This window comes from Streptomyces sp. NPDC051214, assembly GCF_040682375.1.
Classification (GTDB): Bacteria; Actinomycetota; Actinomycetes; order Streptomycetales; family Streptomycetaceae; genus Streptomyces.
On the sequence record NZ_JBFBAT010000004.1, the window covers coordinates 152,600 to 176,525 of the forward strand.

The 23,926-nt window shown below is 68.1% G+C and carries 28 protein-coding genes and 1 pseudogene; 23 read left to right on the forward strand and 6 right to left on the reverse strand.

Annotated features, from left to right (window positions below):
• Positions 1 to 45: 45 nt before the first annotated feature.
• The 12 genes from AB0M70_RS11910 (at position 46) to AB0M70_RS11965 (ending at position 8,148) form a co-directional block, all read left to right on the forward strand.
• A complete protein-coding gene (locus AB0M70_RS11910; RefSeq protein WP_365819071.1) occupies positions 46 to 486 on the forward strand; it encodes a plasmid mobilization relaxosome protein MobC in 441 nt (146 codons plus the stop codon).
• Between the two features lie 4 nt (positions 487 to 490).
• A complete protein-coding gene (locus tag AB0M70_RS11915) occupies positions 491 to 2,191 on the forward strand; it encodes a mobilization protein (protein ID WP_365819073.1) in 1,701 nt (566 codons plus the stop codon).
• Between the two features lie 166 nt (positions 2,192 to 2,357).
• A complete protein-coding gene (locus AB0M70_RS11920) occupies positions 2,358 to 2,585 on the forward strand; it encodes a hypothetical protein (protein ID WP_077965876.1) in 228 nt (75 codons plus the stop codon).
• Positions 2,563 to 3,075, forward strand: a complete 513-nt coding sequence (locus AB0M70_RS11925) for a DUF6879 family protein (RefSeq protein WP_365819075.1) — start codon at positions 2,563 to 2,565, stop codon at positions 3,073 to 3,075. Before AB0M70_RS11920 ends, AB0M70_RS11925 begins: the two co-directional genes overlap by 23 nt.
• Positions 3,076 to 3,102: 27 nt before the next feature.
• Positions 3,103 to 3,948 (forward strand): helix-turn-helix transcriptional regulator, encoded by an 846-nt coding sequence (locus AB0M70_RS11930; protein WP_365819077.1) that lies wholly within the window; start codon positions 3,103 to 3,105, stop codon positions 3,946 to 3,948.
• 99 nt (positions 3,949 to 4,047) lie between these two features.
• Positions 4,048 to 4,434 carry a hypothetical protein gene (locus tag AB0M70_RS11935; RefSeq protein ID WP_365819079.1) on the forward strand — a complete coding sequence of 129 codons (387 nt, stop codon included), beginning with the start codon at positions 4,048 to 4,050 and terminating at the stop codon, positions 4,432 to 4,434.
• On the forward strand, positions 4,431 to 4,970 hold the full coding sequence (locus tag AB0M70_RS11940; RefSeq protein ID WP_365819081.1) for an NUDIX hydrolase: 540 nt from the start codon (positions 4,431 to 4,433) through the stop codon (positions 4,968 to 4,970). Before AB0M70_RS11935 ends, AB0M70_RS11940 begins: the two co-directional genes overlap by 4 nt.
• A 146-nt stretch (positions 4,971 to 5,116) precedes the next feature.
• Complete coding sequence (locus tag AB0M70_RS11945) at positions 5,117 to 5,296, forward strand: hypothetical protein (protein WP_365819083.1); 180 nt, start codon at positions 5,117 to 5,119, stop codon at positions 5,294 to 5,296.
• A gap of 61 nt (positions 5,297 to 5,357) precedes the next feature.
• Positions 5,358 to 6,158, forward strand: coding sequence for a diaminopimelate epimerase (gene dapF, locus AB0M70_RS11950; RefSeq protein WP_365819085.1), 801 nt, complete (start codon positions 5,358 to 5,360; stop codon positions 6,156 to 6,158).
• Positions 6,155 to 7,246, forward strand: coding sequence for an ATP-grasp domain-containing protein (locus tag AB0M70_RS11955; protein WP_365819087.1), 1,092 nt, complete (start codon positions 6,155 to 6,157; stop codon positions 7,244 to 7,246). The genes dapF and AB0M70_RS11955 overlap by 4 nt, the downstream gene beginning before the upstream one ends.
• A 36-nt stretch (positions 7,247 to 7,282) precedes the next feature.
• The gene (locus tag AB0M70_RS11960) at positions 7,283 to 7,810 is read left to right on the forward strand and encodes a C39 family peptidase (protein WP_365819797.1); all 528 of its coding nucleotides are present in this window, start codon (positions 7,283 to 7,285) and stop codon (positions 7,808 to 7,810) included.
• The gene (locus tag AB0M70_RS11965) at positions 7,807 to 8,148 is read left to right on the forward strand and encodes a UDP-N-acetylmuramoylalanyl-D-glutamate--2,6-diaminopimelate ligase (RefSeq protein ID WP_365819089.1); all 342 of its coding nucleotides are present in this window, start codon (positions 7,807 to 7,809) and stop codon (positions 8,146 to 8,148) included. Before AB0M70_RS11960 ends, AB0M70_RS11965 begins: the two co-directional genes overlap by 4 nt.
• Positions 8,149 to 8,243: 95 nt before the next feature.
• Here the strand turns inward: AB0M70_RS11965 and AB0M70_RS11970 are convergent, their stop codons facing one another.
• Together AB0M70_RS11970 and AB0M70_RS11975 are read right to left on the reverse strand one after the other, a co-directional pair.
• Positions 8,244 to 9,476 carry an MFS transporter gene (locus AB0M70_RS11970; protein WP_365819091.1) on the reverse strand — a complete coding sequence of 411 codons (1,233 nt, stop codon included), beginning with the start codon at positions 9,474 to 9,476 and terminating at the stop codon, positions 8,244 to 8,246.
• Positions 9,473 to 10,942 carry an NAD(P)-binding domain-containing protein gene (locus AB0M70_RS11975; RefSeq protein ID WP_365819093.1) on the reverse strand — a complete coding sequence of 490 codons (1,470 nt, stop codon included), beginning with the start codon at positions 10,940 to 10,942 and terminating at the stop codon, positions 9,473 to 9,475. Before AB0M70_RS11975 ends, AB0M70_RS11970 begins: the two co-directional genes overlap by 4 nt.
• Positions 10,943 to 10,999: 57 nt before the next feature.
• On the opposite strand from AB0M70_RS11975, the gene AB0M70_RS11980 reads away from it, so the two are divergent.
• The 4 genes from AB0M70_RS11980 (at position 11,000) to AB0M70_RS11995 (ending at position 13,318) form a co-directional block, all read left to right on the forward strand.
• Positions 11,000 to 11,125 carry an FAD-dependent oxidoreductase gene (locus AB0M70_RS11980; protein ID WP_365819094.1) on the forward strand — a complete coding sequence of 42 codons (126 nt, stop codon included), beginning with the start codon at positions 11,000 to 11,002 and terminating at the stop codon, positions 11,123 to 11,125.
• 60 nt (positions 11,126 to 11,185) lie between these two features.
• Positions 11,186 to 12,073 (forward strand): FAD-dependent oxidoreductase, encoded by an 888-nt coding sequence (locus AB0M70_RS11985; protein WP_365819799.1) that lies wholly within the window; start codon positions 11,186 to 11,188, stop codon positions 12,071 to 12,073.
• An 80-nt stretch (positions 12,074 to 12,153) separates the two neighbouring features.
• A complete protein-coding gene (locus tag AB0M70_RS11990) occupies positions 12,154 to 12,513 on the forward strand; it encodes a metalloregulator ArsR/SmtB family transcription factor (protein WP_365819096.1) in 360 nt (119 codons plus the stop codon).
• A 61-nt stretch (positions 12,514 to 12,574) separates the two neighbouring features.
• Positions 12,575 to 13,318 carry a TIGR02391 family protein gene (locus AB0M70_RS11995; RefSeq protein ID WP_365819098.1) on the forward strand — a complete coding sequence of 248 codons (744 nt, stop codon included), beginning with the start codon at positions 12,575 to 12,577 and terminating at the stop codon, positions 13,316 to 13,318.
• Between the two features lie 22 nt (positions 13,319 to 13,340).
• Here the strand turns inward: AB0M70_RS11995 and AB0M70_RS12000 are convergent, their stop codons facing one another.
• The 3 genes from AB0M70_RS12000 to AB0M70_RS12010 are packed head-to-tail and all read right to left on the reverse strand — an operon-like array spanning position 13,341 to position 15,798.
• Positions 13,341 to 14,396, reverse strand: a complete 1,056-nt coding sequence (locus tag AB0M70_RS12000; RefSeq protein ID WP_365819100.1) for an ArsO family NAD(P)H-dependent flavin-containing monooxygenase — start codon at positions 14,394 to 14,396, stop codon at positions 13,341 to 13,343.
• On the reverse strand, positions 14,393 to 15,493 hold the full coding sequence (arsB, locus tag AB0M70_RS12005; RefSeq protein WP_365819102.1) for an ACR3 family arsenite efflux transporter: 1,101 nt from the start codon (positions 15,491 to 15,493) through the stop codon (positions 14,393 to 14,395). The genes AB0M70_RS12000 and arsB overlap by 4 nt, the downstream gene beginning before the upstream one ends.
• Positions 15,490 to 15,798, reverse strand: coding sequence for a metalloregulator ArsR/SmtB family transcription factor (locus AB0M70_RS12010; protein ID WP_365819104.1), 309 nt, complete (start codon positions 15,796 to 15,798; stop codon positions 15,490 to 15,492). The genes arsB and AB0M70_RS12010 overlap by 4 nt, the downstream gene beginning before the upstream one ends.
• 74 nt (positions 15,799 to 15,872) lie before the next feature.
• Here AB0M70_RS12010 and AB0M70_RS12015 point away from each other — a divergent pair, with 74 nt between their 5' ends.
• The 4 genes from AB0M70_RS12015 to trxB are packed head-to-tail and all read left to right on the forward strand — an operon-like array spanning position 15,873 to position 17,970.
• The gene (locus AB0M70_RS12015) at positions 15,873 to 16,241 is read left to right on the forward strand and encodes a hypothetical protein (protein WP_365819106.1); all 369 of its coding nucleotides are present in this window, start codon (positions 15,873 to 15,875) and stop codon (positions 16,239 to 16,241) included.
• Entirely contained in the window at positions 16,165 to 16,512 is a 348-nt protein-coding gene (locus tag AB0M70_RS12020; protein ID WP_365819801.1) for an arsenate reductase ArsC, read from the forward strand. Before AB0M70_RS12015 ends, AB0M70_RS12020 begins: the two co-directional genes overlap by 77 nt.
• 49 nt (positions 16,513 to 16,561) lie before the next feature.
• On the forward strand, positions 16,562 to 16,981 hold the full coding sequence (locus AB0M70_RS12025; protein WP_365819108.1) for an arsenate reductase ArsC: 420 nt from the start codon (positions 16,562 to 16,564) through the stop codon (positions 16,979 to 16,981).
• 5 nt (positions 16,982 to 16,986) lie between these two features.
• Positions 16,987 to 17,970, forward strand: coding sequence for a thioredoxin-disulfide reductase (gene trxB / locus AB0M70_RS12030; protein WP_365819110.1), 984 nt, complete (start codon positions 16,987 to 16,989; stop codon positions 17,968 to 17,970).
• 256 nt (positions 17,971 to 18,226) lie between these two features.
• Here the strand turns inward: trxB and AB0M70_RS12035 are convergent, their stop codons facing one another.
• The gene (locus AB0M70_RS12035) at positions 18,227 to 19,042 is read right to left on the reverse strand and encodes a sulfite exporter TauE/SafE family protein (RefSeq protein ID WP_365819112.1); all 816 of its coding nucleotides are present in this window, start codon (positions 19,040 to 19,042) and stop codon (positions 18,227 to 18,229) included.
• 306 nt (positions 19,043 to 19,348) lie between these two features.
• Between AB0M70_RS12035 and AB0M70_RS12040 the strand changes: the two genes are divergently transcribed.
• The 3 genes and pseudogenes from AB0M70_RS12040 to AB0M70_RS12050 form a co-directional block, all read left to right on the forward strand.
• The gene (locus AB0M70_RS12040; protein WP_365819114.1) at positions 19,349 to 21,337 is read left to right on the forward strand and encodes a DUF4041 domain-containing protein; all 1,989 of its coding nucleotides are present in this window, start codon (positions 19,349 to 19,351) and stop codon (positions 21,335 to 21,337) included.
• Between the two features lie 565 nt (positions 21,338 to 21,902).
• Positions 21,903 to 23,342 (forward strand): hypothetical protein, encoded by a 1,440-nt coding sequence (locus AB0M70_RS12045; protein WP_365819116.1) that lies wholly within the window; start codon positions 21,903 to 21,905, stop codon positions 23,340 to 23,342.
• 266 nt (positions 23,343 to 23,608) lie between these two features.
• Positions 23,609 to 23,791, forward strand: a pseudogene (locus AB0M70_RS12050) (CorA family divalent cation transporter); the annotation flags it as partial.
• Positions 23,792 to 23,926: the final 135 nt, after the last annotated feature.

Here is a 23,926-nt window from a genome sequence, read left to right on the forward strand (position 1 = left end):
GAGGCATCCGGCGCCGAGGCGGCACCGGAGTCGGTCGGCCCAGGGGTGCCGACCGAGACAGGGGGCATCGAGCCGTCGTCGAACGTGCCGCATCAGCTTGCACCGCGTCGCCGTCTGCGTGACAAGCAGCTGCGCGAGCGCCGCGTCCACCCCCGCTACAACGACGACGAGTTCGCCCTTGTCCAGAACGCCGCCGCCCTCAGTCGCATGGCGCTCGGCGGCTACGTGGCCGAGTGCTCGCTCGCCGCCGCCCGCTCCGACGACCCCACCGCAGCCGTCGCGGACTACCGCGCCATGATCAAGGCACTCATGGCCGCCAACGGAAAGCTCGGCCAGATCGGCAACAACCTCAACCAGCTCACCTGGCACCTCCACAAGGACGGCGCCTGGCCCCACCCCGACACCGTCCAACGCCTTCTGGACCGCGTCGAGGCGTCAGTCGCCGAGCTGGACACCGCCATCGCTCAGGTCACTGAGGGGCGGTGAGCGAGTGATACCCAAGATCATCCTCAGCTCGGGCCCGGCTGCCACGCGACGCACGATCGGCTACCTCTTCGGCAAGGGCCGGGCTAACGAACACATCGACCCGCACTTGGTGGCGTCCTGGAACGGCTTCGCCCCCGACCCTGGCCGCAGCCTTCACCGCGATGCGAAGGACGCGATGGCTCAGCTCGTCGCGCAGCTCGACCAGCCCGTGAAGATGCTGGCTGACAAGGCGCCCAAGAACACCGTGTGGCACTGCCCCGTACGCGCCGCACCAGAAGACCCGATCCTCAGCGACGCCCAGTGGGCGGACATCGCCCGCCGAATGGTGGCCGCCGCCGGTATCGCCCCCGACGGTGACGAGGAAGCCTGCCGCTGGGTCGCCGTCCGCCACGCCGACGACCACATCCACATCGCCGCCACCCTCGTACGCCAGGACGGCCGCCGCCCGCAGCGTGGCTACGACCAGCGCGCCGTCCAGCGTGAGGCCCGCCAGATCGAAGTCGACTACGGGCTGCGGCGGTTGAAGCCGGGCGACGGCACCGGCGCCAAGCGCCCCACCAGCAAGGAACACTTCAAGGCCAAGCGCCTTGGCCAGGACGCCGCCACCCGCGATGTCCTGCGCCTGCGAGTCCGGCGCGCCGTCGCCGCCGCGTCCGAGGAGTCCGAGTTCTTCACCCTGCTGGAAGCCACGGGCGTGACCGTGCGCCTCAAGCTCGGCCCTTCCGGCGACGCTCTCGGCTGCAATTTCGCCCTGCCCGGAGACACCAACGACAAGGGCGAGCCAGTGTTCTACGCAGGCTCCACCCTCGCGCCCGACCTGTCCCTGCCCAAGATCCGCAAGACCCTCGCCACCACCAGTCCCGAACCTGTCACCGTCCGGCCGGGTGATCCGTGGCACCAGGCCATCGCCGCCACCGACCGCATCCCCCACCACCTCACCCACAGCGACGACCAGACCGCCCAAGGCCAACTGGTCGCACTCGGTGCGACGCTGGACCTGCTGCCGATCAACGCACCTGCCGCAGTGAAGGCCCAGCTCGAACAGGCCACCGCCGCCTTCGAGCGCGCCACTCGCTCCCGCATCACAGCCGACCTCGACAGCACCCGCGTCCTGCACCGCAGCGTCCGAGCCATCTGGCGCGACCGGCCCTCCGACAGTGACGGAGCCGGAATCGCGATGCTCCTGGACACCGTGCTCACCGCCGTGGCCTTCGCGATGCACTGGCACCGCACCCACCAGCACGCCCAACAGGAAGCGGCAGCCGAACAAGCCTTCATCCATCTACAGATTGCATACGCACGGGTCGCCGAGCCGGTCCTGACCGGCCTCGCACAACGCGCCCCCAGCCGCCAGATGAAGCGCCGCTTCGCCCACCACCTACAGCAGGCGGTGCCGGAGCACGCCGAGCGCGTCCTCAACGACCCCGCCTGGGAAGCACTCACCACCGTGCTCGCCGAAGCGGAGGCAGCCGGGCACAGCGCAACCACCGTCCTCGACCAGGCACTCGGCCAGCGCACCTTGGACGACGCCCACAGCCCCGCCCGCACGTTGACCTGGCGCATCCGCCGCCTCGGCGAACGCCACGCGTCTGGCCCCCGCGCGCAGGCAGCAAGTTTCCGCAGCACCACACAACGCCCCACCGCCTCCGCGCCCGCTTCGACACCTACGCCGGCGCCGCAGCCGCCGCCCGCACGGCGACGCTGATTGCGACAGCGCTCGTGCCAATCCGGCCCCCAACGGGCCGATCCACGCCAGCCTGCTCCCCATGAGCACCGTTCTTCTGGCAAGTTCTGGCAAGTTCCTCGTCCAGAGCCGGAGATGGGGGCAAGCTCCGGCACAGCGATCGTTACCTTCAACGGAGGTGGACATCATGGCCCTGATCAAGCTCGGTAAGGACCCGGAGAGCCCGAGTGGGGGCTCCCCCACGATCTACCTGGACGACGTGAAGAACACCTACCTTGTCCAGGGCGTGACGGTTCTCGACGAGGAGCGCCTCAACGAGATGGACCTTCCGGGTCACGAGTCAGTGGTGGAGATCCCCCGCCGCATGGTGCAGTTCTTCTTGGAGGTGAAGGGTGACGAGGGTCCCGACGTTTGAGGATCTGTTCCGCGACTGCCAGAGGACGGCTGTTCATCTGGAGATGCGCGACGCCTACATGAAGTCGGACCCGGCCTTCATCGACTGGTGTACCGGCAAGTCCCTTGACCCTGCAGAGCGCTGGGCCGATTGGCACACGCTGGTCACGGCGGCGACGTCGCGAGGTGTCGAGGTCCGCCGGGCACGAATCGCCTCCACACCCATCAGCGAGTACATCCGTTTCGAGTACGAGGTCACGGAGGGGCTCAACATCGCTGCCGGAGAGCAGGTGCGATGGCTGTCCCGCCGCGAAGCCACCGACATTGCACTGCCGGGCAACGACTTCTGGCTGTTCGACTCCCAGCTCGTCCTCGTTAACCACTTCGACGGTGAGGGCGAGAACTTGGAGCTGGAGCTCAACGAATCCCCGGAGTTGGCGAAGCTCTGCGAAACGGCCTTCGAGGCCGTCTGGCAGCGCGCGACACCGCATGCCGAGTTCCGGCCGCTCTGACGCAGCGAATAACAGCGTCTCAGCGATATGACCTCGCCATCTTCGAGTGTCCAAGAAGCACGCAGGGCCCTCGGCCAACGCCTGCGCGAGATCCGGAATGACGCCGGACTAACCAAGCGGGCGTTGGCCGCCCTCCTGGGCTGGCACGAGTCAAAGTGCTCACGCTTCGAGAGCGGCACGCGCGCGCCCTCCGAGGCCGACCTCCGAGGCTGGGCTTCAGCCTGCGGTGCTGCGGATACTGCTGAGGATCTCGTCTCCACTGCCCGCGGAATCGACGGCATGTACGTCGATTGGCGCAAGATGGAGCGCTCCGGCCTCAAGCAGGCCCAGGAATCCGTGCTGCCCTTGTGGGAGCGAACCGAGCGCTTCCGGATCTACTCGCACGCGCTGGTCCCGGGCCCCGTACAAACCGCCTCGTACATCAACGCCCTGCTGACTTCCATCCAAAGCCGGCGCGGACTCATCAATGATGTGCCGGCGGCCGTGAAGGTTCGGGTCGACAAGCAGGAGATCGTGTACGGCAGCCACCGATTCGCGATCCTCCTGGAAGAGTCGGCACTCCGGAAGCGCATCGGTGGAACCGAGGTGCTGGCAGGTCAACTCGGCTACCTACTGAGCGCTGCAGCGCTGCCTTCGGTAAGCATCGGCATCATCCCTGAAGACGCCGACCGCTCTGCCCTGTGGCCGTGCGAAGGCTTCTTCCTCTTCGACGACCACACCGTCCAGGTGGAGCTCGTATCGGCCCATCTCACCATTACGCAGAAGCATGAAATCGCTCTGTACGCCCAGACGTTCACCGACCTGGCTGAGCTGGCGGTGTACGGCGTCAAGGCACGCGAGCTGATTACGGCGGCCATCGCATCGCTCAGGTGATTCCCTGGCAAGTTCCGGCACATTCGTAGAGCCCTTGCCATCGCCCTTCCTAGCGTTACTGGCACGGCTGGAATAGGTGCACCGGAGGGCGAAGCGGTGATGACTGTGGCAAACAGAGGCAAGCAACCGACGGCAGCTGACAATGCCGAGGCGGAAGTTCTTCCGGTCGATGTAGAGACGATCTCCGTCAGCACGGACATGGTCCTCGCCATGCAGATGGCCACCTCCACCCGTGAGGACATGGACGGCTCCACGTCGGTGATCCTCGGGCACCTCAACCGACTTCTTGTTGAGGACCTGGGAGCGGCAGAGGACGAGAAGGTACACGATCTGCTCCACCGGGGACGCAAGCTCGTCGACTACACGAATCGCCCGACCGCAGAGACCCCTTCGTTCGACGCCTTCATCTATCTCCGAGACAGCGCCCAGCTCACGCGACGGCTGCTGTGGATCTACACCCAGCACAACAGGCTGGGTGCCCCGTGAGCATCAGAGACGACCAGATCGTGAAGGAGCTCGCGCACTACATCCACGAGCACCCGGCCGAGACGATGGCCCTTATGCCCTTGTACGACGCTGCGCGTGATCACGCACAACGCGGGTCCTGTCTCCACAACCACCGCTGCCCTCTGGTGATGGCGGGGGCGGTCGTCGTGGACGAACTCAACCGCGTGCTGTCCCTGCGGCACGGTGGCGGCTACTCCCTCGCCGAGCTGGCCCCAGAGCCCCAGGACGACTCACTCAGTGGGGCGGCCTTGCGCTTACTGACCGAAGAAGCCGGTATCCGCGACGTCTGGACGGAGCCCGGCAGCGATGGACCTTTCCTGGTCGATGTCGCCAGGGCCCCACGAGAGTACGGCCCTCGCATCAGGGTCGGCTTCCGGTATCTCTTCCGCGCCCACTCGGGGGCCATCTTCCCGACCATGATCGAGACCGGCGCTGCGGCCTGGGTGCCCATAGCCGAGATCGGCATCCCATCGGTGCGCGAGCGTCTCCACGGCCACTTGGCAGGGGCCGCATGAGCCCCCGTAGAGAACAAGTCGTTCACGTAGCCAGCCTTTTGTCACTGGGCGGGGCGCTGCTGCTAGCCATCTGGAGGGGCTGAATGTACGAGCGGCGCCGTACTGACTCGGCTCCCCCACCCGCCCCGCTCGGCACCACTGCCGGCTTGCGATCGCCAAGCGATGTCCACATCGGCGACTTCGTGCACCTCGACGACATGTTCCTGCGGGTCCAGGACATGCGGGCCGCCGGCACCGCAGCGCAGCGGGTTCTGATCTTCGACGGACATCCTCCGTGGGTCATGAGGGAGTCGACGATCACGTATCGGCCCATCGAGCTCGCCTGATTCCGCCAGCCCCTTCATACCAACGCAGAGCCGTCACCTCACCGGAATGAGGAGCTTCGCCATGCGCTTTCGCAAGATCCACGGAGCGGGGAACGACTTCGTCTTCCTCTCCGACCCCGCGCCGGAGAGCGACAACAACTGGGCGAAGGAGGCCGAACAGCTCTGTGCCAGAAGGACCGGCGTGGGTGCTGACGGCCTAGTCATCAGCAGGCTGATCAGCACGGACCCCGCCCTGCTCGACGTCGCGTGCTTCAACGCGGATGGTTCGACCGCGACCATGTGCGGCAACGCCCTGCGCTGTACCGCGTGGCTGGCACGTCAAGATCACGGCCTCACGACAATGGGCCTCCTCATGGCCGGGGTGACGCACCAAGCCGTCGTGAGTGATGACGCCGTGTGGGTCACGGCCGAAGTCGGCGCTGTGCATCCGCGACGTGTTCAGGCCGTCATCAACGGCAGGCCGACTTGGTTCGACAGCGCGCACACCGGCACCGAACACGTCGTCGCGGTCGTGGATGACGTGGACGCCATCGACACCCTCACGGTCGGCCGCCTCATCCGCCACCATGCGGACCTTGCCCCGCTCGGCACGAACGTCAACTTCGTCCAGTCCGCTGGCAGTCAAGAGCTGAGGATCCGCACCTACGAGCGCGGCGTGGAAGCCGAAACGCTGTCCTGCGGCAGTGGAGCGGTCGCTGCAGTCGTCATCGCCACCATGCGCGGGCTGGTCGCTCAGCGCTCCGTCACCGTCCACAACCAGGCCGGGGAGCCACTGACGGTACGCCCGCACGCCAACCGGCCGACGCGTACGCACTGGGTCGGCGGACCCGTCACTCGCACTTTCGAAGGGGTACTCGCATGACGCTCTTCCTCGACACCAGCTCCGGCAAGGCCGTGCAGCAGGCCGTCCAAGCGCTTCGCGACTGGCAGGAGAACCGGCAAGGGCTCGGCGTCGCCCTGGTCTACGGACCGGTCAGCCTTGAGGATCGGCTCTACCACTCGAAGTGTCCCGTGGAACAGCGCTCGGTGACAGCCCTGTCCGGGGCGCTGGAGGAGATCGGCGCCCGATGGAAGGTCCTGGACCCGTGCGAGCCGACGTTCATCCCGCAACTGGCCGGATACGACGTGGCCCTCTCGAACCTCCACGGCCCGTTCGGCGAGGACGGACGCCTGCAAGGGCTCCTGGACTACATCCGCATGCCCTACTGCGGAAGCGGCGTCGCCGCCTCGGCCGTGGCTGCCGACAAGGTTCTCTGCAAGCGGGTGATGGAGAGCCTGGGCGTCCCGACGCCCGGCTGGTGGGTGTGGTCAGGAGGCCCAGCGGGCTGGACCGGGACACCCGTGATGGTCAAGCCGCCCTTCGGCGGCTCCAGCGTGGGCATGAGCCTGGTCCGCGACCAGGCGGCCCTTCCGCTGGCCCTGGCGGACGCTGCCCGCGATGAGGGAGATCCCGTACTGGTCGAGGACTACGTCCCCGGCATCCCTCTCACCGTAGGACTGCTGGAGCTGCCCGGAGGCGCGGTACTCGTCTGCCCACCACTGGCTACCGAAGTCGCTGACGCTGACTTCTACGACGCCGATACGAAGCTCGATGCGGACTCCAGAGGCGCTGTAACGGTCAGGGCCGCCGACCTGAAGCCCGCACTGCTGGCCGAGATCACCGGCTACGCCAAGACAATGTGGGAGGGGATGGCCCTGCGCGGCTCCGCTCGGGTGGACTTCATCCTCACCGAGACAGACCAGGTGCACGCGCTGGAGGTCAACACGACGCCAGGCATGTCGCGTGACAGCAACTTCGCCGTAGGCGGGGCCATGGTCGGGCTCACGCACACAGACATCGTGTTGGCGATGCTCCACGAGGCCCTGACCCGCCCGCCATACGATGTCCCCCTGCCCACTCCCGCATTCGTCAGCTCCACTCCGACACGGGAGGCTGCCGTCTCACTGTAGGAGCACGCCGCTGTGCCACGCGTCCACGACGTCCCCATGTGCCGACAGCTCATCGCTCCCGCCGAATGGGATCTCCACGGAGGGTGGGCACTGGGAGACCGGACCGAGTGGTCCAACCGGGCGTGCGGCCTCGCGTCGCTGAGAATGATCCTTCTCGCCTACGGCCGTGAAGCACCGACAGTCACAGAGCTGCTGAAGCTCGCGGTCAAGCACGAGGTGTTGACCCCACGTGGAGCACTACATGCCGGCATCGCCAACCTGGCAACCGACTTCGGAGTCCCCGCCCGGGCCGAACCAATCGCGGCGGAAAGCCTGGTCGCCCGCCTGGAAGAAGCACCGCTGATCATGTCGGTGACCGAGCAGTTCCCCGACGACGGCCGGGCCGGTGGCCATCTCGTCCTCGCGCGCGGCTACGAGGACGGGGCGGACCCGACCATCTTCATCCGCGACCCCTCCGCGTGGGGACAGAACAACGACAGGGTCCCCCTGAGCCGGGTCGCGCCCTCCTACACAGGCCGAGCCATCACGTTCGCGCCCCTCAATCGCAACGGAGCGTCCTCATGACCGAAGCAGAAGGCGGCCGGAGAATCGCAGTGCTCGGGGAAATGCTGGAACTGGGCGACGAAGCCTTGGAGGCCCACAGGGCAGTAGGACGCATGGCCGGCGAGAACGGCGTCGATCTCGTCGTCGCGGTCGGCGGGGACCTCGCAAAGCAACTCGCTCTCGCTGCGGGCGCAGCAGGCGTGCCAGACGTGGCGATCGTCGCCGACAACGCAACCGCCGCAGCCTACGTCGATTCTCTCCTCCGCCCTGGAGACGTTGTCCTGACGAAGGCATCGCGGGGCGGCATGTTGTGGCAGGTCGCCCAAGCGCTCACCGGGCAGCCCGTCACCGGACTCTGATGAGTTCCCTTCCTGGGAGCCGTTTGCTGTCCTTCGGTGACACGGCCGCCGCGCCCAGGTGCTCGCCTCGCTACGAAGAATGAGGATCCCTGCTGCTACCGGTGGTCTCTGGGCGTGCGCGGCTTGCTCCCGAGCGCGATGAGTGTGGCCAGCCCGGCGAGGAGCGCGAGAAGTCCGAAGAGGTGGGGATACCCACCGAGCGGAGCAGCCAGGGCGGCCCCGGCGAAGGGGGCGAGCGCCGAGGCGGCGGTTGTGGGGGCTGCGAGGACGCCGGAGAGGCGGCCGTAGTGGGTGGTGCCCCAGCGGTCGGTGATAGCGGTGGCCTGGAGGAGAGTGAGGTTGCCGCGGACCATCCCTGCCGTGACCGACAGGGTGACCAACAGTGGGTAGGGGCCGGCGGCTAGGGCGAGTGCGGCCATGGTGAGTCCCGCGAGTGCGATGAGCGCGGCCGTGCGGGCCGTGGGTGTGGTGCGGCGGGCGAGGGCGGCGTACAGGGTGCGGCCGAGGGTTTGTCCGGCGCCGCCGAGGCCGAGGGCCCAGGCTGCTTCGGTGGTGGTGAAGCCGCGTTCGAGCAGCAGGGGCACGAGGGCGATGACGACGGCGGTGGCGCTGAACGCGGACAGTGTCAGGGCGGCGGCCAGCATCCAGAAGGGTCGACTGCGGGCCGCCTGGTCGGCGCTGCCAGCAATATGGTCGGGGGCGGGTAGCGCCTTTGGCCAGGGCGCGTTGAGGGCGAGGGCGTGGGCGGGGATGGTCACGGCGGCGAGGACCAGGGCGAGCACGGCGTACGTCGCCCGCCAGGACATGTGGTCGGCGAGTACCGCGGTGAGGGGGGCGAAGATGGTGGAGGCGAGGCCGCCCGCGAGGGTGACGATAGTGAGGGCGCGGACGTGGCCGGGAGCCCACCAGCGGGTGAGGGCGGCGAAGGCGGGCTGGTAGAAGGTGGCGGCCATGGCGAGTCCGGCGAGCAGCCAACCGGCAGTGAAGACGGGCAGGTTGGGGGCGGCGGCCACGATGAGGATGCTCAGTACGGCAAGGACCGATCCGGCAGTCATCACGGCGCGCGGGCCGCGGTGGTCGAGGATCCTGCCGACGCGTATCCCGGCGAGCGCGGAGACGAGCAGGGCGGCGGAGAAGGCCGCCGTGGTCGCCCCGACGGGCCAGCCGGTGGCGGCGGTGATCTGCGGATTCAGTACAGGGAAGGCGTAGTAGACGACGCCCCAGCTGGTGATCTGCGTGGCGCACAGCGCCGGCAGCGCGGCGCGGGGCCGCGACCGGTCCCCTGTTCCGGTCGCGGCCCCGCGCTGAGGGGTGTTAAGGCTGGTCACGAGCTGCAGCAGCCGCCCGCCGGTGTCTCCTCGGCGATGGTTGCGGCCGGAGCACCGACGCCGAGCTGGACGAGCGCGGGTTCCGGGGCGCAGCAGCCGCCGCCGTCGGCCTGCTCGGCAGCCTCGGGCTGGTCGAAGAGTCCGGCGCCGCCGCACACTCCGGTCTCGGGGAGGGTGAGTTCGACGCGGTCGGCCGCTTCGAGGTCGCCGGCGATGGCTGCGGTGACGGAACGGACCTGTTCGTAGCCGGTCATGGCCAGGAAGGTCGGGGCGCGGCCGTAGGACTTCATGCCGACCAAGTAGATGCCCTGCTCGGGGTGGGACAGTTCGCGGTGGCCGTGCGGGTAGACAGTGCCGCAGGAGTGCTGGTTGGGGTCGATCAGCGGGGCGAGTTCGACGGGGGTCTGGAGGCGCTCGTCGAGGCCCAGGCGCAGTTCGTCCAGGAAGGTGAGGTCGGGGCGGAAGCCGGTGAGGACGATGACCTCGTCGACCGCGTCGAGGCGGCGGCCGTCCTCGCCGATCAGCAGCAGGCTGCCGTCAGTGTCGCGTTCAATGGTCTCGGTGCGAAAGCCGGTGACGGCGTCGGCGTATCCGTTGTCGACGGCGGCCTTGGCCGCGAGGCCCAGCGCCCCGCGAGCGGGGAGCTGGTCGGCTTCGCCGCCGCCGAAGGTGGAACCGGAGATGCCCCGGCGCAGGACCCACAGTGCCTTCGTTCCGGTGCCGTCGTCGGCCTGTGCCAGGTCGGCGAGGTAGGCGAGGGCGGTGAAGGCGGAGGCGCCGGAGCCGATGACAGCGGTGCGCTTGCCCGCGTACCGGGCGCGGACGGCGGGGTCCTTGAGGTCGGGGACGCGGTAGGTGATGCGGTCGCTTGCCGCCTTCTCCCCGAGGGCGGCAAGTCCGCTGCCGCCGGCCGGGCTGGGGGTGGCCCAGGTGCCGGAGGCGTCGATGACCGCACGGGCGAAGACGCGCTCCTCACGGCCGTCGGCGGTGGTGAAGTGCACGACGAAGGGCTGGGCTTCGCGGTCGGCGTCGACGACGCGGTCGCGGCCGGTGCGGGAGACGCCGGTGACGGTGGCACCGAAGCGGACGCGCTCGCCCAGGGCGTCGGCGAGCGGCTGGAGGTACTGCTCGGCCCAGTCGCCGCCGGAGGGGTAGGTGGTGCCGTCCGGCTTCACCCAGCCGGTGGGGGCCAGCAGCTTTTCGGCGGCCGGGTCGACGACCTCGCCCCAGGTGGAGAACAGCCGCACGTGCGACCACTCGCGCACCGCGGCGCCCGCGGACGCCCCGGCCTCCAGGACCAGCGGCGTCATGCCGCGCTCGGCGAGGTGGGCGGCGGCGGCCAGACCGATCGGACCGGCCCCGACGACCACGACGGGCAGCTCGGTGGTGGTGGGCACGTGGTTGATCGGCGCAGTCACGGCGACTCCTTTGTTTCGACGTTCGTCGATGGCTTGTGCGGCCAGCATGGCACCTGATTCGATAAGCGACAACATAGGCGTTCGTCGAAACAAGGGGTTGGGTTCATGGAGTACGTCGATGTCGCGGTCATCGGGGGCGGGCAGTCCGGGCTGGCCGCCGCGCACCTCCTGCGCGAGCGGGGGCTGGCGCCGGTGGTGTTGGAGGCGTCCGGGCAGGCGGCCGGGTCGTGACCCGGCTACTACGACAGCCTCACGCTGTTCTCGCCCGCGGGGTTCAGCGCCCTGCCGGGCCTGGCGTTCGCCGGGGACGGGGACCGCTATCCGCACCGCGATGAGGTCGTGGACTACCTCGCCCGTTACGCGGACCGACTAGATGCGGAGATCCGCACCCATGCCCGCGTCGAGAGCGTGGAGAGCGACGCCGCCGGTTTTATCCTGCACACCGCGGACGGCCGCCGTCTGGGCGCGGCCGGGATCGTCGCGGCGAGCGGCGCCTTCGGCAACCCACTGCTGCCCGACCTGCCCGGCCAGGAGAGCTTCACCGGCGAGGTGCTGCATGTCGCCGACTACCGCAGCCCCCAGCCGTATGCGGGCAAGCGGGTCGTGGTGGCGGGCGGCGGCAACTCCGCCGTCCAGGTCGGTTACGAGCTGGCCGCGGTGGCCGCGGTGACCCTGGCGACCCGCGCCCCCGTCCGCTTCCTGCCGCAGATCCGCGACGGCAAGGACCTGACCCACTGGCTGACGGCCACCGGCTTCGACCACCTGCCGCCGCACTGGCTGATCCACTACGTCGGCGGCACCCTCGTCCTCGACACCGGCGAGTACCAGGACGCTCTGGAGACGGGGAGGCTTCAGCGACGGCCGATGTTCACCGCCCTGGACGGCGATGAGGTCGTATGGAGCGACGGGAGCAGGGAGCAGGCCGACGTGGTGCTGCTCGCCACCGGGTACCGGCCCCACCTCGACTACCTGGCCAAGCTCGGCGCGCTCGACGATCAGGGTGCACCGCTGCACGCCGGGGGCATCTCCGTCACGCATCCCGGGCTGGTCTATCTCGGCCTGGAGTTCCAGCGGTCCTTCGCCTCCAACACGTTGCGCGGCGTCGGCCGGGACGCCGAGTACGTGATCGATCCGCTGGCCGCCCATGTCCGCAAGGCCCCGGCCGCCGCCGGTCTGTAATCACCGACCTTCCAGGGGCGGCGCGCGAGCGCACGGCGCCGCCCCTCCCCCTCTGATTCGACATGTGTCAACATAGACGCATGTCGAACACGAAGGTGCTGCCGCCGCTGGAGCCGGAAACAGTGGCGCCGTGCTGCCCGCCGCTGACCGAGCGGCCGTTCACAGCCGAGGAGGCGGAGCGGACCGCGAAGATGTTCAAGGCGCTCGGCGACCCGGTGCGGCTGCGGCTGTTCTCGGCGGTCGCCTCGCACGAGGGCGGGGAGGCGTGCGTGTGCGACATCTCCGATGTCGGCGTCTCCCAGCCGACCGTCTCCCACCACCTGAAGAAGCTCAAGGAGGCCGGGCTACTCACCTCCGAGCGGCGCGGCACCTGGGTCTACTACAAGGTCGAGCCGTCGGTGGTCGCCGCGATGGGGCAGATACTCAAGACGTTCGACTGAGAGGGGCGCGCTCTCGCCTCTTGCTCCCCGGTTTGTCAGTGACGCCGGGCACCATGGGGCGATGAGCATCGATATCCCCTGGGCGCGCGCCGAGTTGGCCAAGTTCATCGAACTGACGGCGATGTACCGCCCAGCCGATCCGCCGGGCGTACTGAGTGTCAGCAGCCAGCTTTCCAACCGGGGCTCGCCGTCGGAGATCGTGGCCAGCGCGCATGTGGTCGAGCAGATCCTCGACCGTGTCCTCCCGCGCTGGCGCAGCGAGGTGTCCGACAGCCGGAACAAGACCGTCAACCGCTGGTCCCAGCATCGCGAGGCAGCCCAGCGGGCCGACGTGGCCCTGGCGCGGGACGCCGAGATCCGCGCGCGCCTTGGCGACGATGCCCCGCAGTTGAGTGCGGGGCTCATGCACCCCTGGGTGTGGGAAGGCGCTCGCGCACTGTGGCGCAGCGGCCACTTCCGGGAAGCGGTGACAGCGGCGGCCCGAAAAGTCAACGCTGAGGCGCAGAACAAGATTGCACGCCGCGACGTCGGCGAGACGAAGCTCTTCCAGCGTGTGTACTCGCTGGAAGCGCCCAAACCGGACCAGCCCCGGCTGCGGCTGATGCCCGATGACGGAAGCGATACCTATCGCAGCGTTCACCGCGGGGCGATGGCCTTCGCGGAGGGCTGCTACGCCGGGATCCGCAACCCCAACAGCCATGAGGACGGCCTGCCCGAACTGCCGGAGAACGAGGCGCTCGAACAGCTCGCGGCCTTCAGCCTCCTCGCCCGCTGGGTGGACAACGCGACGCTCGTCACCGCCTGACAGCGGACAGCCCGGCCGGTGATCAACGCACGAGTGCGGCGCTCTGTTGTGCCGCTTCCCGTGCGGGATGGCCGACACCGATCAGCGTCGCCGAGGCCGACCCAGTCCAGTCGCCGTAGCCGAGCAGGTGCAGGCGCGGTTCGGCAACAGACCGGGTGCCGAGGGTGGGGATGTGCCCGCGCGGCCCGCGCAGGCCGAGCGGGGCGAGGTGGGAGAGCGCGGGGCGGAAGCCTGTGCACCAGATGACGGCGTGCGCCTCGGCGCGCGTGCCATCGGCCCACTCGACTCCGTCCGGAGTGAGGCGGGTGAACATCGGTTGGGCTTTGAGGAGTCCGGCGTCGCGGGCCGCGCGGACGGGTGGCACGGCCACGATGTCGCCCAGCGAGGCCACGCCACCGGTGTCGGTCTGGCCGCTTTCCAGCGCACGGCGCCTGGCGGTCGCCACGTCGAACAGGGCACGGCCGTCGATGTCGTCGGCCAGGAAACGGGGCGGACGCTGGGTGACCCAGGTCAGTTCAGTGTTGCACGCGAGGTCGGCAGCGATCTGAGCACCGGAATTGCCGCCGCCCACGACCACCACGCGCTGTCCGGCGAAGTGGGCCGGGGAACGGTACTCGACTGTGTGCAGCTGGCGCCCGGCGAAGTCCGCGCGGCCCGGGACGGCGGGCAAGAACGGCCGCCACCACGTGCCCGTCGCGGAGATCACAGCCTGGGCTCGCCACGTACCGCTGTCGGACTCGACCCGCAGGAAGGCCCCGTCCCGGTGCACGCCACGCGCCCGCACCGGGCGCACGACGGGCAGGTGGTACCGCTGCTCGTACGCGGCGAGGTACTCCACCACATGCCCTGCGCCTGGGTAGACCTCACCCACCTGCACCGGCATCGGCCGCCCCGGCAGCGACGAATACGCTGCCGGGGAGAACAGATGGAGCGAGTCCCAGGCGTGCTGCCAAGCGCCGCCTGGCGTGGTCTGGGCGTCGAGGATGACGAAGTCCACGCCTTGGCGGCGCAGGTGGTAACCGGCGGCGAGCCCTGCCTGGCCGCCGCCGATCACCACCACATCGGTCTGCCGGGTCATGCCGACGTGGTGATCGCCGACGGCGCGAACTTCCTGCGCCAGGCCAGCGACACGTACACGAGCGCGATCAGGACCGGTACCTCGATGAGCGGGCCGACCACGCCCGAGAGTGCCTGGCCGGAGGTGACGCCGAAGGTGGCGATGGCGACCGCGATGGCCAGCTCGAAGTTGTTGCCCGCCGCGGTGAACGCGAGGGTCGCGGTGCGGTCGTAGGCGAGGCCGATGGCCTTGCCGAGCAGGAACGTGCCGAAGAACATGATCGCGAAGTAGACCAGCAGCGGCAGCGCGATGCGGACCACGTCCAGCGGCTGCGAGGGGATCGTCTTCCCTTGCAGGGCGAAGAGGATGACGATCGTGAACAGCAGTCCGTAGAGCGCCCACGGGCCGATCTTCGGAAGGAAGTTGGACTCGTACGTCTCGCGGCCGAGCTTCTTCTCGCCGATGCGGCGGGTGAGAAATCCGGCCAGGAGCGGGACGCCCAGGAAGATGACGACGTTCAGCGCGATCTTCCACATGGAGATGTCGAGGTGCTCGCCGTCGCCCAGGCCCAGCCAGCCGGGCAGCAGATCGAGGTAGAGCCAGCCCAGCAGGCCGAAGGCGATGACCTGGAAAACCGAGTTCAGGGCGACCAGCACGGCGGCAGCCTCGCGGTCGCCGCAGGCCAGGTCGTTCCAGATGATGACCATGGCGATGCAGCGGGCGAGGCCGACGATGATCAGGCCCGTGCGGTACTCCGGCAGGTCCGGCAGGAAGATCCAGGCGAGCGCGAACATCACGGCGGGGCCGAGGATCCAGTTGATGACCAGCGACGAGACCATGAGCTTCTTGTCACCGGTGACCGCGTCGAGCTTGTCGTAACGGACCTTGGCCAGCACCGGATACATCATGATCAACAAGCCGACTGCGATCGGCAGGGAGATGCCGCCGATCTCCACCTTGGCCAGGGCGTCGTTCAGGCCCGGGATCAGGCGGCCCAGGCCGAGGCCGAGGGCCATGGCGAGCAGGATCCAGACGGCGAGAAAGCGGTCCAGGGTGGACAACTTCTGGACGACGGAGGAGTCCTCCGTCGTCGTCGCGGGTGCTTCGGTGCGGGTCACGGGCAGGCCCTCTTGTTATCGGCGGCATTGCGTGCACTCTCGGCCAGCTCGGTGAACTGACCGGCGAGCTGAGCGATGACGTCCGGGCGCAGCTTGTAGTAGGTGAAGCGGCCGCACGGCTCGGTCTCCACGACTCCCGCCTCGCGCAGCACTCTCAGATGGTTGGAGAGGTTGGTCTGGCGGGCGCCGGTCTCCTCGACCAGGTGGGTGGTGCACAGCGTCTCGTGGGCGAGCAGGGTCACGATCTGCAGCCTGAGCGGGTCGGCAAGCACCCGGATCAGTTCAGTGTCGACTGACGTCATCATGGGCTGATACTGTCACATCACCCGGAGCTGATACCAGCCCGTACTGACCTATAGGCCCGTCGAAGGGGTCTTCCATGTCCGCCTCTCCCTCGCCTCTGCCCGTTCTGCCTGATGAGCGCCTGGCTGCAGGGGCCGCCTGGCTCGCCACCTGGCATGCCGGCCGCTTCGCCGTAGAGACCGTGCAGGTCCTGATCGCCGACTCCTACCGGCGCCTGGCCGCCACCGCCCGAGTGCGCACCCACCTGGTTGCTGGCCGAACGGCTCGCCGGCGAGCGGCTGGAAGCCCTCGCACACGTCGCGGGAGCCCCGGGCAGCGGGCTGCCGCGGGTGCTGTTCGTGTGCAGCCACAACGCCGGACGCTCACAGATGGCCGCCGCCATGCTCGCCCACCGTGCGGGCGGCCACGTGGTGGTGTTCTCGGCGGGCACCCAGCCCGCCGGTGAGGTGGAGCGCGGCGTCGCCCAGGTCCTGATCGAGGCGGGCGTCGACCTCGCCGAGGCGTACCCGAAGCCGCTGACCGACGAGGTGGTCCAGGCCGCCGACATCGTGATCACCATGGGTTGCGGGGATGCCTGCCCCGTGGTGCCCGGCCGCCGCTATCTCGACTGGCCCGTCCCCGATCCCGACGGCGCCCCGATCGCCGTCGTCCGGCAGATACGCGACGCCATCGACGCACACATCACCGACCTGCTCGCCACCCTGCCGGGCAACTGAATCCCGCATCCTGCACCAGCTGTTGATCCTCTTCGTGAAGGAAGAACGCATGTCCTCCGCTCCGCTCGCCTCCGTGCTGTTCGTCTGTGTCCACAACGCCGGACGCTCGCAGATGGCCGCCGGATTCCTCTCCCACCTCGCGGGCGACCGCGTCGAGGTCCGCTCCGCCGGATCGATCCCCGGCGACCAGGTCAACCCAGCCGCCGTCGAGGCCATGAAGGAAGTCGGCATCGACATCTCCGCCGCCAAGCCCAAGGTCCTGACCACCGAGGCCGTCCAGGCGTCCGACTACGTCATCACCATGGGCTGCGGCGACGCCTGCCCGATCTTCCCCGGCAAGAGGTACCTCGACTGGGCCCTCGAAGACCCGGCCGGCCAGGGAGTCGACGCCGTCCGCCCCATCCGCGACGAGATCAAGACCCGCATCGAGGCCCTCATCGCCGAAATCGACGCCCCGCAGGAGGCGTGAGCGGGATGACCAGCAGAGACGACATACGCGAGGTCATCATCATCGGCTCCGGCCCCGCCGGATACACCGCCGCCCTCTACACCGCCCGCGCCCAGCTGCGCCCGCTGCTGTTCGGCAGCTCCATCTTCGTCGGCGGCTCGCTCACCACCACGACCGAAGTCGAGAACTTCCCCGGCTTCCCGGAGGGCGTCGACGGCCCCGTACTGATGGAGACAATGCGGGCCCAGGCCGAGAAGTTCGGCGCCGAGATGATTGACGACGACATCGTCGAGGTCGACCTCAGCGGCCCGGTGAAGCTGCTCACCGACTCTGCCGGCATCGTCCACCGCGCACGAACGGTGATCATCGCGACCGGCTCCGGCTACCGCAAGCTCGACCTGCCCAAGGAGGAGGAGCTCTCGGGCCGCGGGGTGTCCTGGTGCGCGACCTGTGACGGGTTCTTCTTCAAGGGCCGCGACATCGTCGTGGTCGGCGGCGGCGACACGGCCATGGAAGAGGCCACCTTCCTCACTCGCTTCGCCCGCTCCGTGACCGTCGTCCACCGCCGCTCCACCCTGCGGGCTTCCAAGGTCATGCAGAACCGGGCCTTCGCCGACGACAAGATCTCCTTCGCCTTCGACAGCGAGATCGCCGAGATCAAGGAGACGAACGGCATGCTCACCGGCGTCATCCTGCGCGACGTCATCACTGGCACCACCCGCGACCTCGATGTCACGGGGCTGTTCATCGCGATCGGCCATGACCCGCGCACCGAGCTGTTCAACGGACAGCTCAACCTCGACGCCGAGGGCTACATCACGGTCGCCGCACCGACGACACGTACGAGCTTGTCCGGCGTGTTCGCGGCCGGTGATGTCGTCGACCACACCTACCGGCAGGCGATCACCGCCGCTGGCACCGGCGCAGCCGCAGCCCTGGACGCCGAGCGGTACCTGGCCGCCCAGCAGGCAGTCGACGTCGTGCCGGAATTGGCCATCGCTCTCGCCTGAGCCCCACATCGGCGCGGTCGCCGTCCCTGGCTTCGGACGGGCCGCGCCGTTGTGCCAGGTGATGGATCACTAGTAGTACGCGACGTAGGCGGCTCTCCGGTGACGACTGCGATGCGAGTCACGACTTGGTTGGTTTAGTCCACCACCGCACTGGCTTTATTCACGAGTCGTGAAGTCCGTAGTTCACGAGTCTGGAAGGCACCTGAATCGGGCCGGAGTCGATTTTCATGATGTCGGGAGGCACCCGGGGCGCAGCTCAGTCGTGACGGGCGAGCTTGAAAGCTGAGACGAGCAGAATCACTGCCAGCGCGGGGATGAGCACGAGGTCTGGGAACACTCCCAGGAGCAGTCCGCCCAGCACGGCTCCTGCGACCGAGCCGGCGGCCATGACCGCCGTGAAGCGTAGGTTGGCGCCGAGGACGGCGAAACTGCCGTCACGGCTGTAGCGGGCGAACGCGACCAGCATGGTCGGTAGGGAGACCAGCAGGGAGAGACTTCCGGCGGTCTTGATGTCCTCGCCGAACAGCAACACGATCGTCGGGATCAGCAGCTCACCGCCGGCCACTCCCATGAACGCGGCGACGACTCCGATGCAAAACCCGGCTGCGACTCCGGAGGGGATCTGGGCCCAGAGGGGCAGCGCGAGGGCGTCCAGGGTGGTGGTGTGGGCGGCCACGAGCGCGGCGGCCATAAGGACCATCAGGGCCGCCAGCACCTTGTAGAGGGTGGTGCTGCGCAGGCGGACCGCCCAGGACGCTCCCGCCCAGGCGCCGACGAGGCTGCCGGCCAGCAGGTTGACCACGACGGGCCAGCGGGCGGCGACCTCGGCGGCCGGGACCGCGGCCAGCCGGGCGGGCAGCGCGACCAGGACCACGACCAGGCTCATCGCCTTGTTCAGGATGACGGCCGAGAGCGCGACGAATCCGAAGAGGCCGATCAGCAACGGCAGGCGGAACTCGGCGCCGCCCAGCCCGATCATCCCGCCCAGAACGCCGATAGCCGCTCCCGCACCGAACACCGCAGGCCCCGAGCGCGCCGGCCGGAGGGGGTGGAGGGTCTGGTCCGTGCTCATGACGGGCATCCTCGCTGGCGGCCCGCCTCCGGCGCTACGGCACGCCCCCACCTTCGGGGCATGCCACCAGACGTCCGCAAAGAAGTGCCAGGTCAATGGCCTGATCCGGAATCCAGGTCAGGCCATTGATGCGTCTCCGGTGATCGTTTCTGGTCGGGTCTCCCAGGCAGCGCCCGGACAAGTTCCTCGGCGCGATGCACGGCATGCTTGCACCGGCGAATTGATACCCATCTAGGGCTTGTACCCCCACGTCGTGGACCCATCACCACTGGCCATGTGCGGTTTCAGCCTCCAAACTGGAGGGGGGTGCTGCGCACCCTGGAAAGCCCTATGGCCATGCAGACCAATCGCCCCGACCTCGACGCCGCGCTCGCCCGTATGAGCGGGGAATCCGCTGGCGTACAGGACTCTCTCTCCTCGCTGCCACAGGTGCTGAAGCCGACGGAGCATGTCGACGTACTCGCGACCGGATTGTTCCTCGGGAAGCAAGGGGCACTGGTTCTCACCAATCAGCGGCTGTTCTTCTGGGTCCAGGCATGGGGGCTAGACCGCATGGACGAGTTCCCTCGTGAACAGATCACCGCAGTCAACTGGAGTCGTGGCTGGTCCCGGGGTGTCCTGACCGTGACCACGGGGGTCGGGACCTCGCAAATCAAAGGGATCGACAAACAGGATGGCCAACTGATCGACGAGCGACTCGGGTCATGGGTCCCTCAGCCCGACGGGAGGGTTGCGGGCGGAGACTCGCAGCCGTCGGCACCTTCGGTACCCATGCCCGAGCAATCCAAGGTTGTCGCTGGCGATTCGCTCTCGAATTCTCCGCCCGCCTCTGCGGCCGGAACCGCCTGGGATGCGCCCGACACGCAGTCCACTCGGCCGCGGTCGGGCAGCCGTTTCGGACGGCGTCGCAAGCAGGCGGAGGCGGAAGCCGCTCGGCTCGCTGAAGAGGTACGTGACGCAGAGGCCCGCGTCGCCGAGGAGCAGGCCGCCAACGAGCAGTTGTACAAGCAGCTCGCTGCCCTGGTGAGCGCCGACACCGCTCACCTCGCGCAAGAGGAACAGCGGATCCGTCGGGTGTATGCCCAGCGTGTCGCCGAGGTCGAACGCATCGACTCCGTACTCGACTCCAAGGTGGCGGACGCTGCGGAACGAGCCGAAGCGCTGACGGTCGACGCACAGTGCAAGCTCGCGCAGCTCGAAAACGAGACGCAGCAAGCTGAGCAGAAGTTGCATCAAGCGCGCGCTGAGCTGGTCGCCACTGACGACCTCTTGCTGCTCCAGTCGGCAGGCATTTACGAGTTCCGCCACCCGCTGGCCGATGCGGTCGCGTATAAGACTGAACTCGCCAATCTCAAGGACAGGTACAAGACGCTCGCTCGCAACGGCGGGGCTGTTCGCAAGGCCACACACTGGACCGTCAACGGCTCTCTCTCCGAGGGTCGGAAGATGGTCCGCGACTTTTCGAAGCTGATGCTGCGCGCCTACAACGCGGAGGCGGATGCGGCAGTGCGCGGAATGCGCCCGCACCGGCTGGCCTCACTCGTCGACCGGCTCACGAAATCCCGCGAAACCATCGCTCGTCTCGGCAAGACGATGCAGATCGAGGTCACCCCCGAGTACCACGGCCTGCGGGTACGTGAACTGGAGCTGACCGCAGACTACTTGGCCAAACAGGACGAGGAGAAACAGCGGCGCAGGGAGCTGCGCGAGCAGCAGCGCGAGGAGGAAAAGCTGCGGCGAGAGATCGAGCGCGAGCGCGCCCGACTAGAGAAGGAGCGCCGCCACTATCTGAACGCCATGCAACGCCTCCGGGCGTCGGGGACGGCCAACGCGGCCGCTCTCGCAGAACTGCGCGAGAAGCTGGACGAGATCGATGCCGCCGTCGCGGCGGTCGACTACCGCGAGGCCAATGTCCGTGCCGGATACGTCTATGTGATCTCGAACATCGGCGCCTTCGGCGAGAACATGGTCAAGATCGGCCTAACACGGCGGCTCGACCCCATGGAGCGCGTCAATGAGCTCGGTGATGCGTCCGTTCCGTTCCGCTTCGATGTCCACGCGCTGATATTCAGTGAGGATGCGGTGGGCCTGGAGCGGCAGCTCCACCAGGAGTTCGACGGCCGCAAGGTGAATCGGGTGAACCTGCGACGGGAGTTCTTCCACGTCAGCCCCCACGAGGTCCGCGATGCCCTCGCCCGCTACGCGGGTCAGCACTTGCTGGAGTTCCACGAGGACGCGGATGCACCCGAATGGCGCGCAAGCGGACGTCCTTCCATCACTCCACCCCAGAGCTGAACCAGCACAAGAGGGCCGGCCGCCACGGAGGCAAGTCCGGTGGACCGTCGTCTCTTCCACCGCGTCGTGATGTCGCGCGTAAGTGCTTCTGGCTGGCAGCGAGCGCTCCTGCGATCCGGCACGTCAACTGCCTGGCTGGGGAATCTGCAGGTGGTAGGCCAGTACATGCGTGAGCGGACGGCGCCCCACTGCCTGTTCTCCGACGGATCAGGCAACAACCGATACCTGGCCTGACCAGGTGTCCTCGGACCGAGAAGGGCCGCCCGGACTCGTCCGGACGGCCCTCCAAAACTCTTAATCCGTTGGTTGTGGGTTCGAGTCTTCACGTGCCTCCGAGTAGCGGCCAGCGCCTGGGGCAGCTTCGGTGGACCCGAGCATGGTCCTGTCGCGGGGCTTACCTGCGTCAGGGCGGCCCCAAACCACCGTGGGCTGTTCCGTACACCAGCGGGCCACTCAGGGGAGCCCCAAGCCCCTGCGAGCCACCCTTCCGTGGGACGAGGGCTCACCAAACTCTCCTCGACGCCATACGTTGGCCGCCCAGCCACAGCGAGTTGGGGGCGAACCCGTGAAGTATGTTTTGACGGAACAACAGGTGAGCTTGCTTCGCGAGGTTGCAGCTTCCTCGGGCGCACTGCCCGTCCCGTCGAAGAGCTCGAACACGGCTTGGGCCCTTGAGCAACGCGGCCTGATCAAACGCAGCTGGACCAGCAGGGGCCCGGACGTCGCGATCGTGACCGCAGACGGCCGCTACTACCTCAAGCACGGCAGGCATCCCCAGGAGGTACGGGCCGAGAAGGAACGTCTGAAGGGCGATTCGGGGCAGGCCGCTCTCGCCCCTGTGGGTGGAGCCGATCTCATCACTCGCCTGAGATCAGCTGCCGGGAAGCTCACTGTGAGCGATCCAGGCCCCAAGACGCGAGGACGGTGGAGGGCCGCGTACTTCGACGCCCTCCACCAGGGACACCTGCCCGAAGGACACAAACTGCGCTGGTCGGGCCGGCAACGGGGGGATTGCGTCTTCACTCTCGTCGATGAGGAAGCCGAGAGGGCCGCCCAGCCTCCCCCCGTGCCGTCCATCGACGTCCCTGACACGCTGGACAATCCACACCGTCTCGTCCGTGCTACTCGCAAGGCTCTCGGCCGCTCCCAGACCGTGGTCGATACCCGCGACAAGGCCGACGTGATCCCTCTCCACACATCGCGTGGCCTCGTGGATCGGGCCCTACGCATCATGCACGCCTTGCTGAACGAGGCGGAGAACCGCGGCTACGAGGTAGAGACGCGGAGCGAACTTCAACGCGGCGAGGCCGAGCATGACCTCGTCATCATCATCCGGGGACGCGCCTTCTCGCTCGCCATCACCGAGCAGAAGGCCAAGGTCCCCCATGAACCAACCCCTCATGAGATCCGACAGCAGCAGCGCAATCCTTGGACACGCATCCCCAAGTACGACGAGGAGTTCAACGGCCGCCTTTCCATCGGTGCACCCGTGCGGAACCGTTGGCAGAGCTCCCATGCACATGGCGACGGTGCCCGCTGGACCCTGGAGTCCCGTCTGGGCCACCTATTGCGCGATCTCGAAGACCGGGCAGCGGAAGCAGAACGCCAACAACGCGAGAGGGAACTCCGGGAGGCCGAACAGCGGCGCCAGTGGTACGCGGTGATCGCACAGGCTCGGCGGAATCAAATCAAGAAGCATCGAGCCAAGGCTCTGGTCGAACAGGCACAAGCCTGGCGCCAGGCCATCGAGATCAGGGGCTTGTGCCGGGCTGCGCACTCTCGCACGGACGACCCGATGTCGGCAGCCGAACAGGAATGGCTCGAGTGGGCCGAAGCGTACGCGGCGACACTCGACCCACTCAGCTCCCCGTTCCTCGCCCCACAGGATCCACCCGCCACCCGAGAAGCTCTGCGTGAGTTCCTCGAAGGGGACCTTCACACTCACCCTTGGCCATTCGACGCCCGGGGCAACTGGACGCCCGATACGGACGAGCCGAGCGTCTAGCCGCCCTCACGCCCTCATTGGCGCGGCGCCCTCACCAACACGATGAGTGACGGACCAACCATGTCCGAGCAAACCCTCGGATCGCCCTCCCCGCCGGAACGGCTGGGGAGAATCTGGGGAGAACGAAGCCTCGTTGGGGAGCGCCTGGGGAGAATCGACCGCACAAACCGGCAGCACGACGAAAGAGCCGGAAATGGCCATCGCCCCAGATCAAAGCGGGTCACCAGCAAGTCCGCGCAGGTCAGCGCCCCGCGGGCGACAACTTCAAGAAGATCTCGTCCTGGGCCGCCATCCTCTTCGCCCCGACCCTGGTCGGAACGATCTACGGCATGAACTTCGACGAGATGCCGGAGCTGCACTGGATGTTCGGCTACCCCTTCGCGATCGGCCTGATGGCGATGGTCTGCGTCAGCCTGTACTTCATCTTCAAGCGCCGGGACTGGTTGTAGACGCCCGTCCGCCCAATGGCATGATCGGCCTCGCGACCAGCGCCCTCGATCTGCTCCGCAGCATCGACCACCACAGCATCGACCACATCGGCCAGACAATTGATACCCATACCTTCGCGGACATCCCCGCGAATA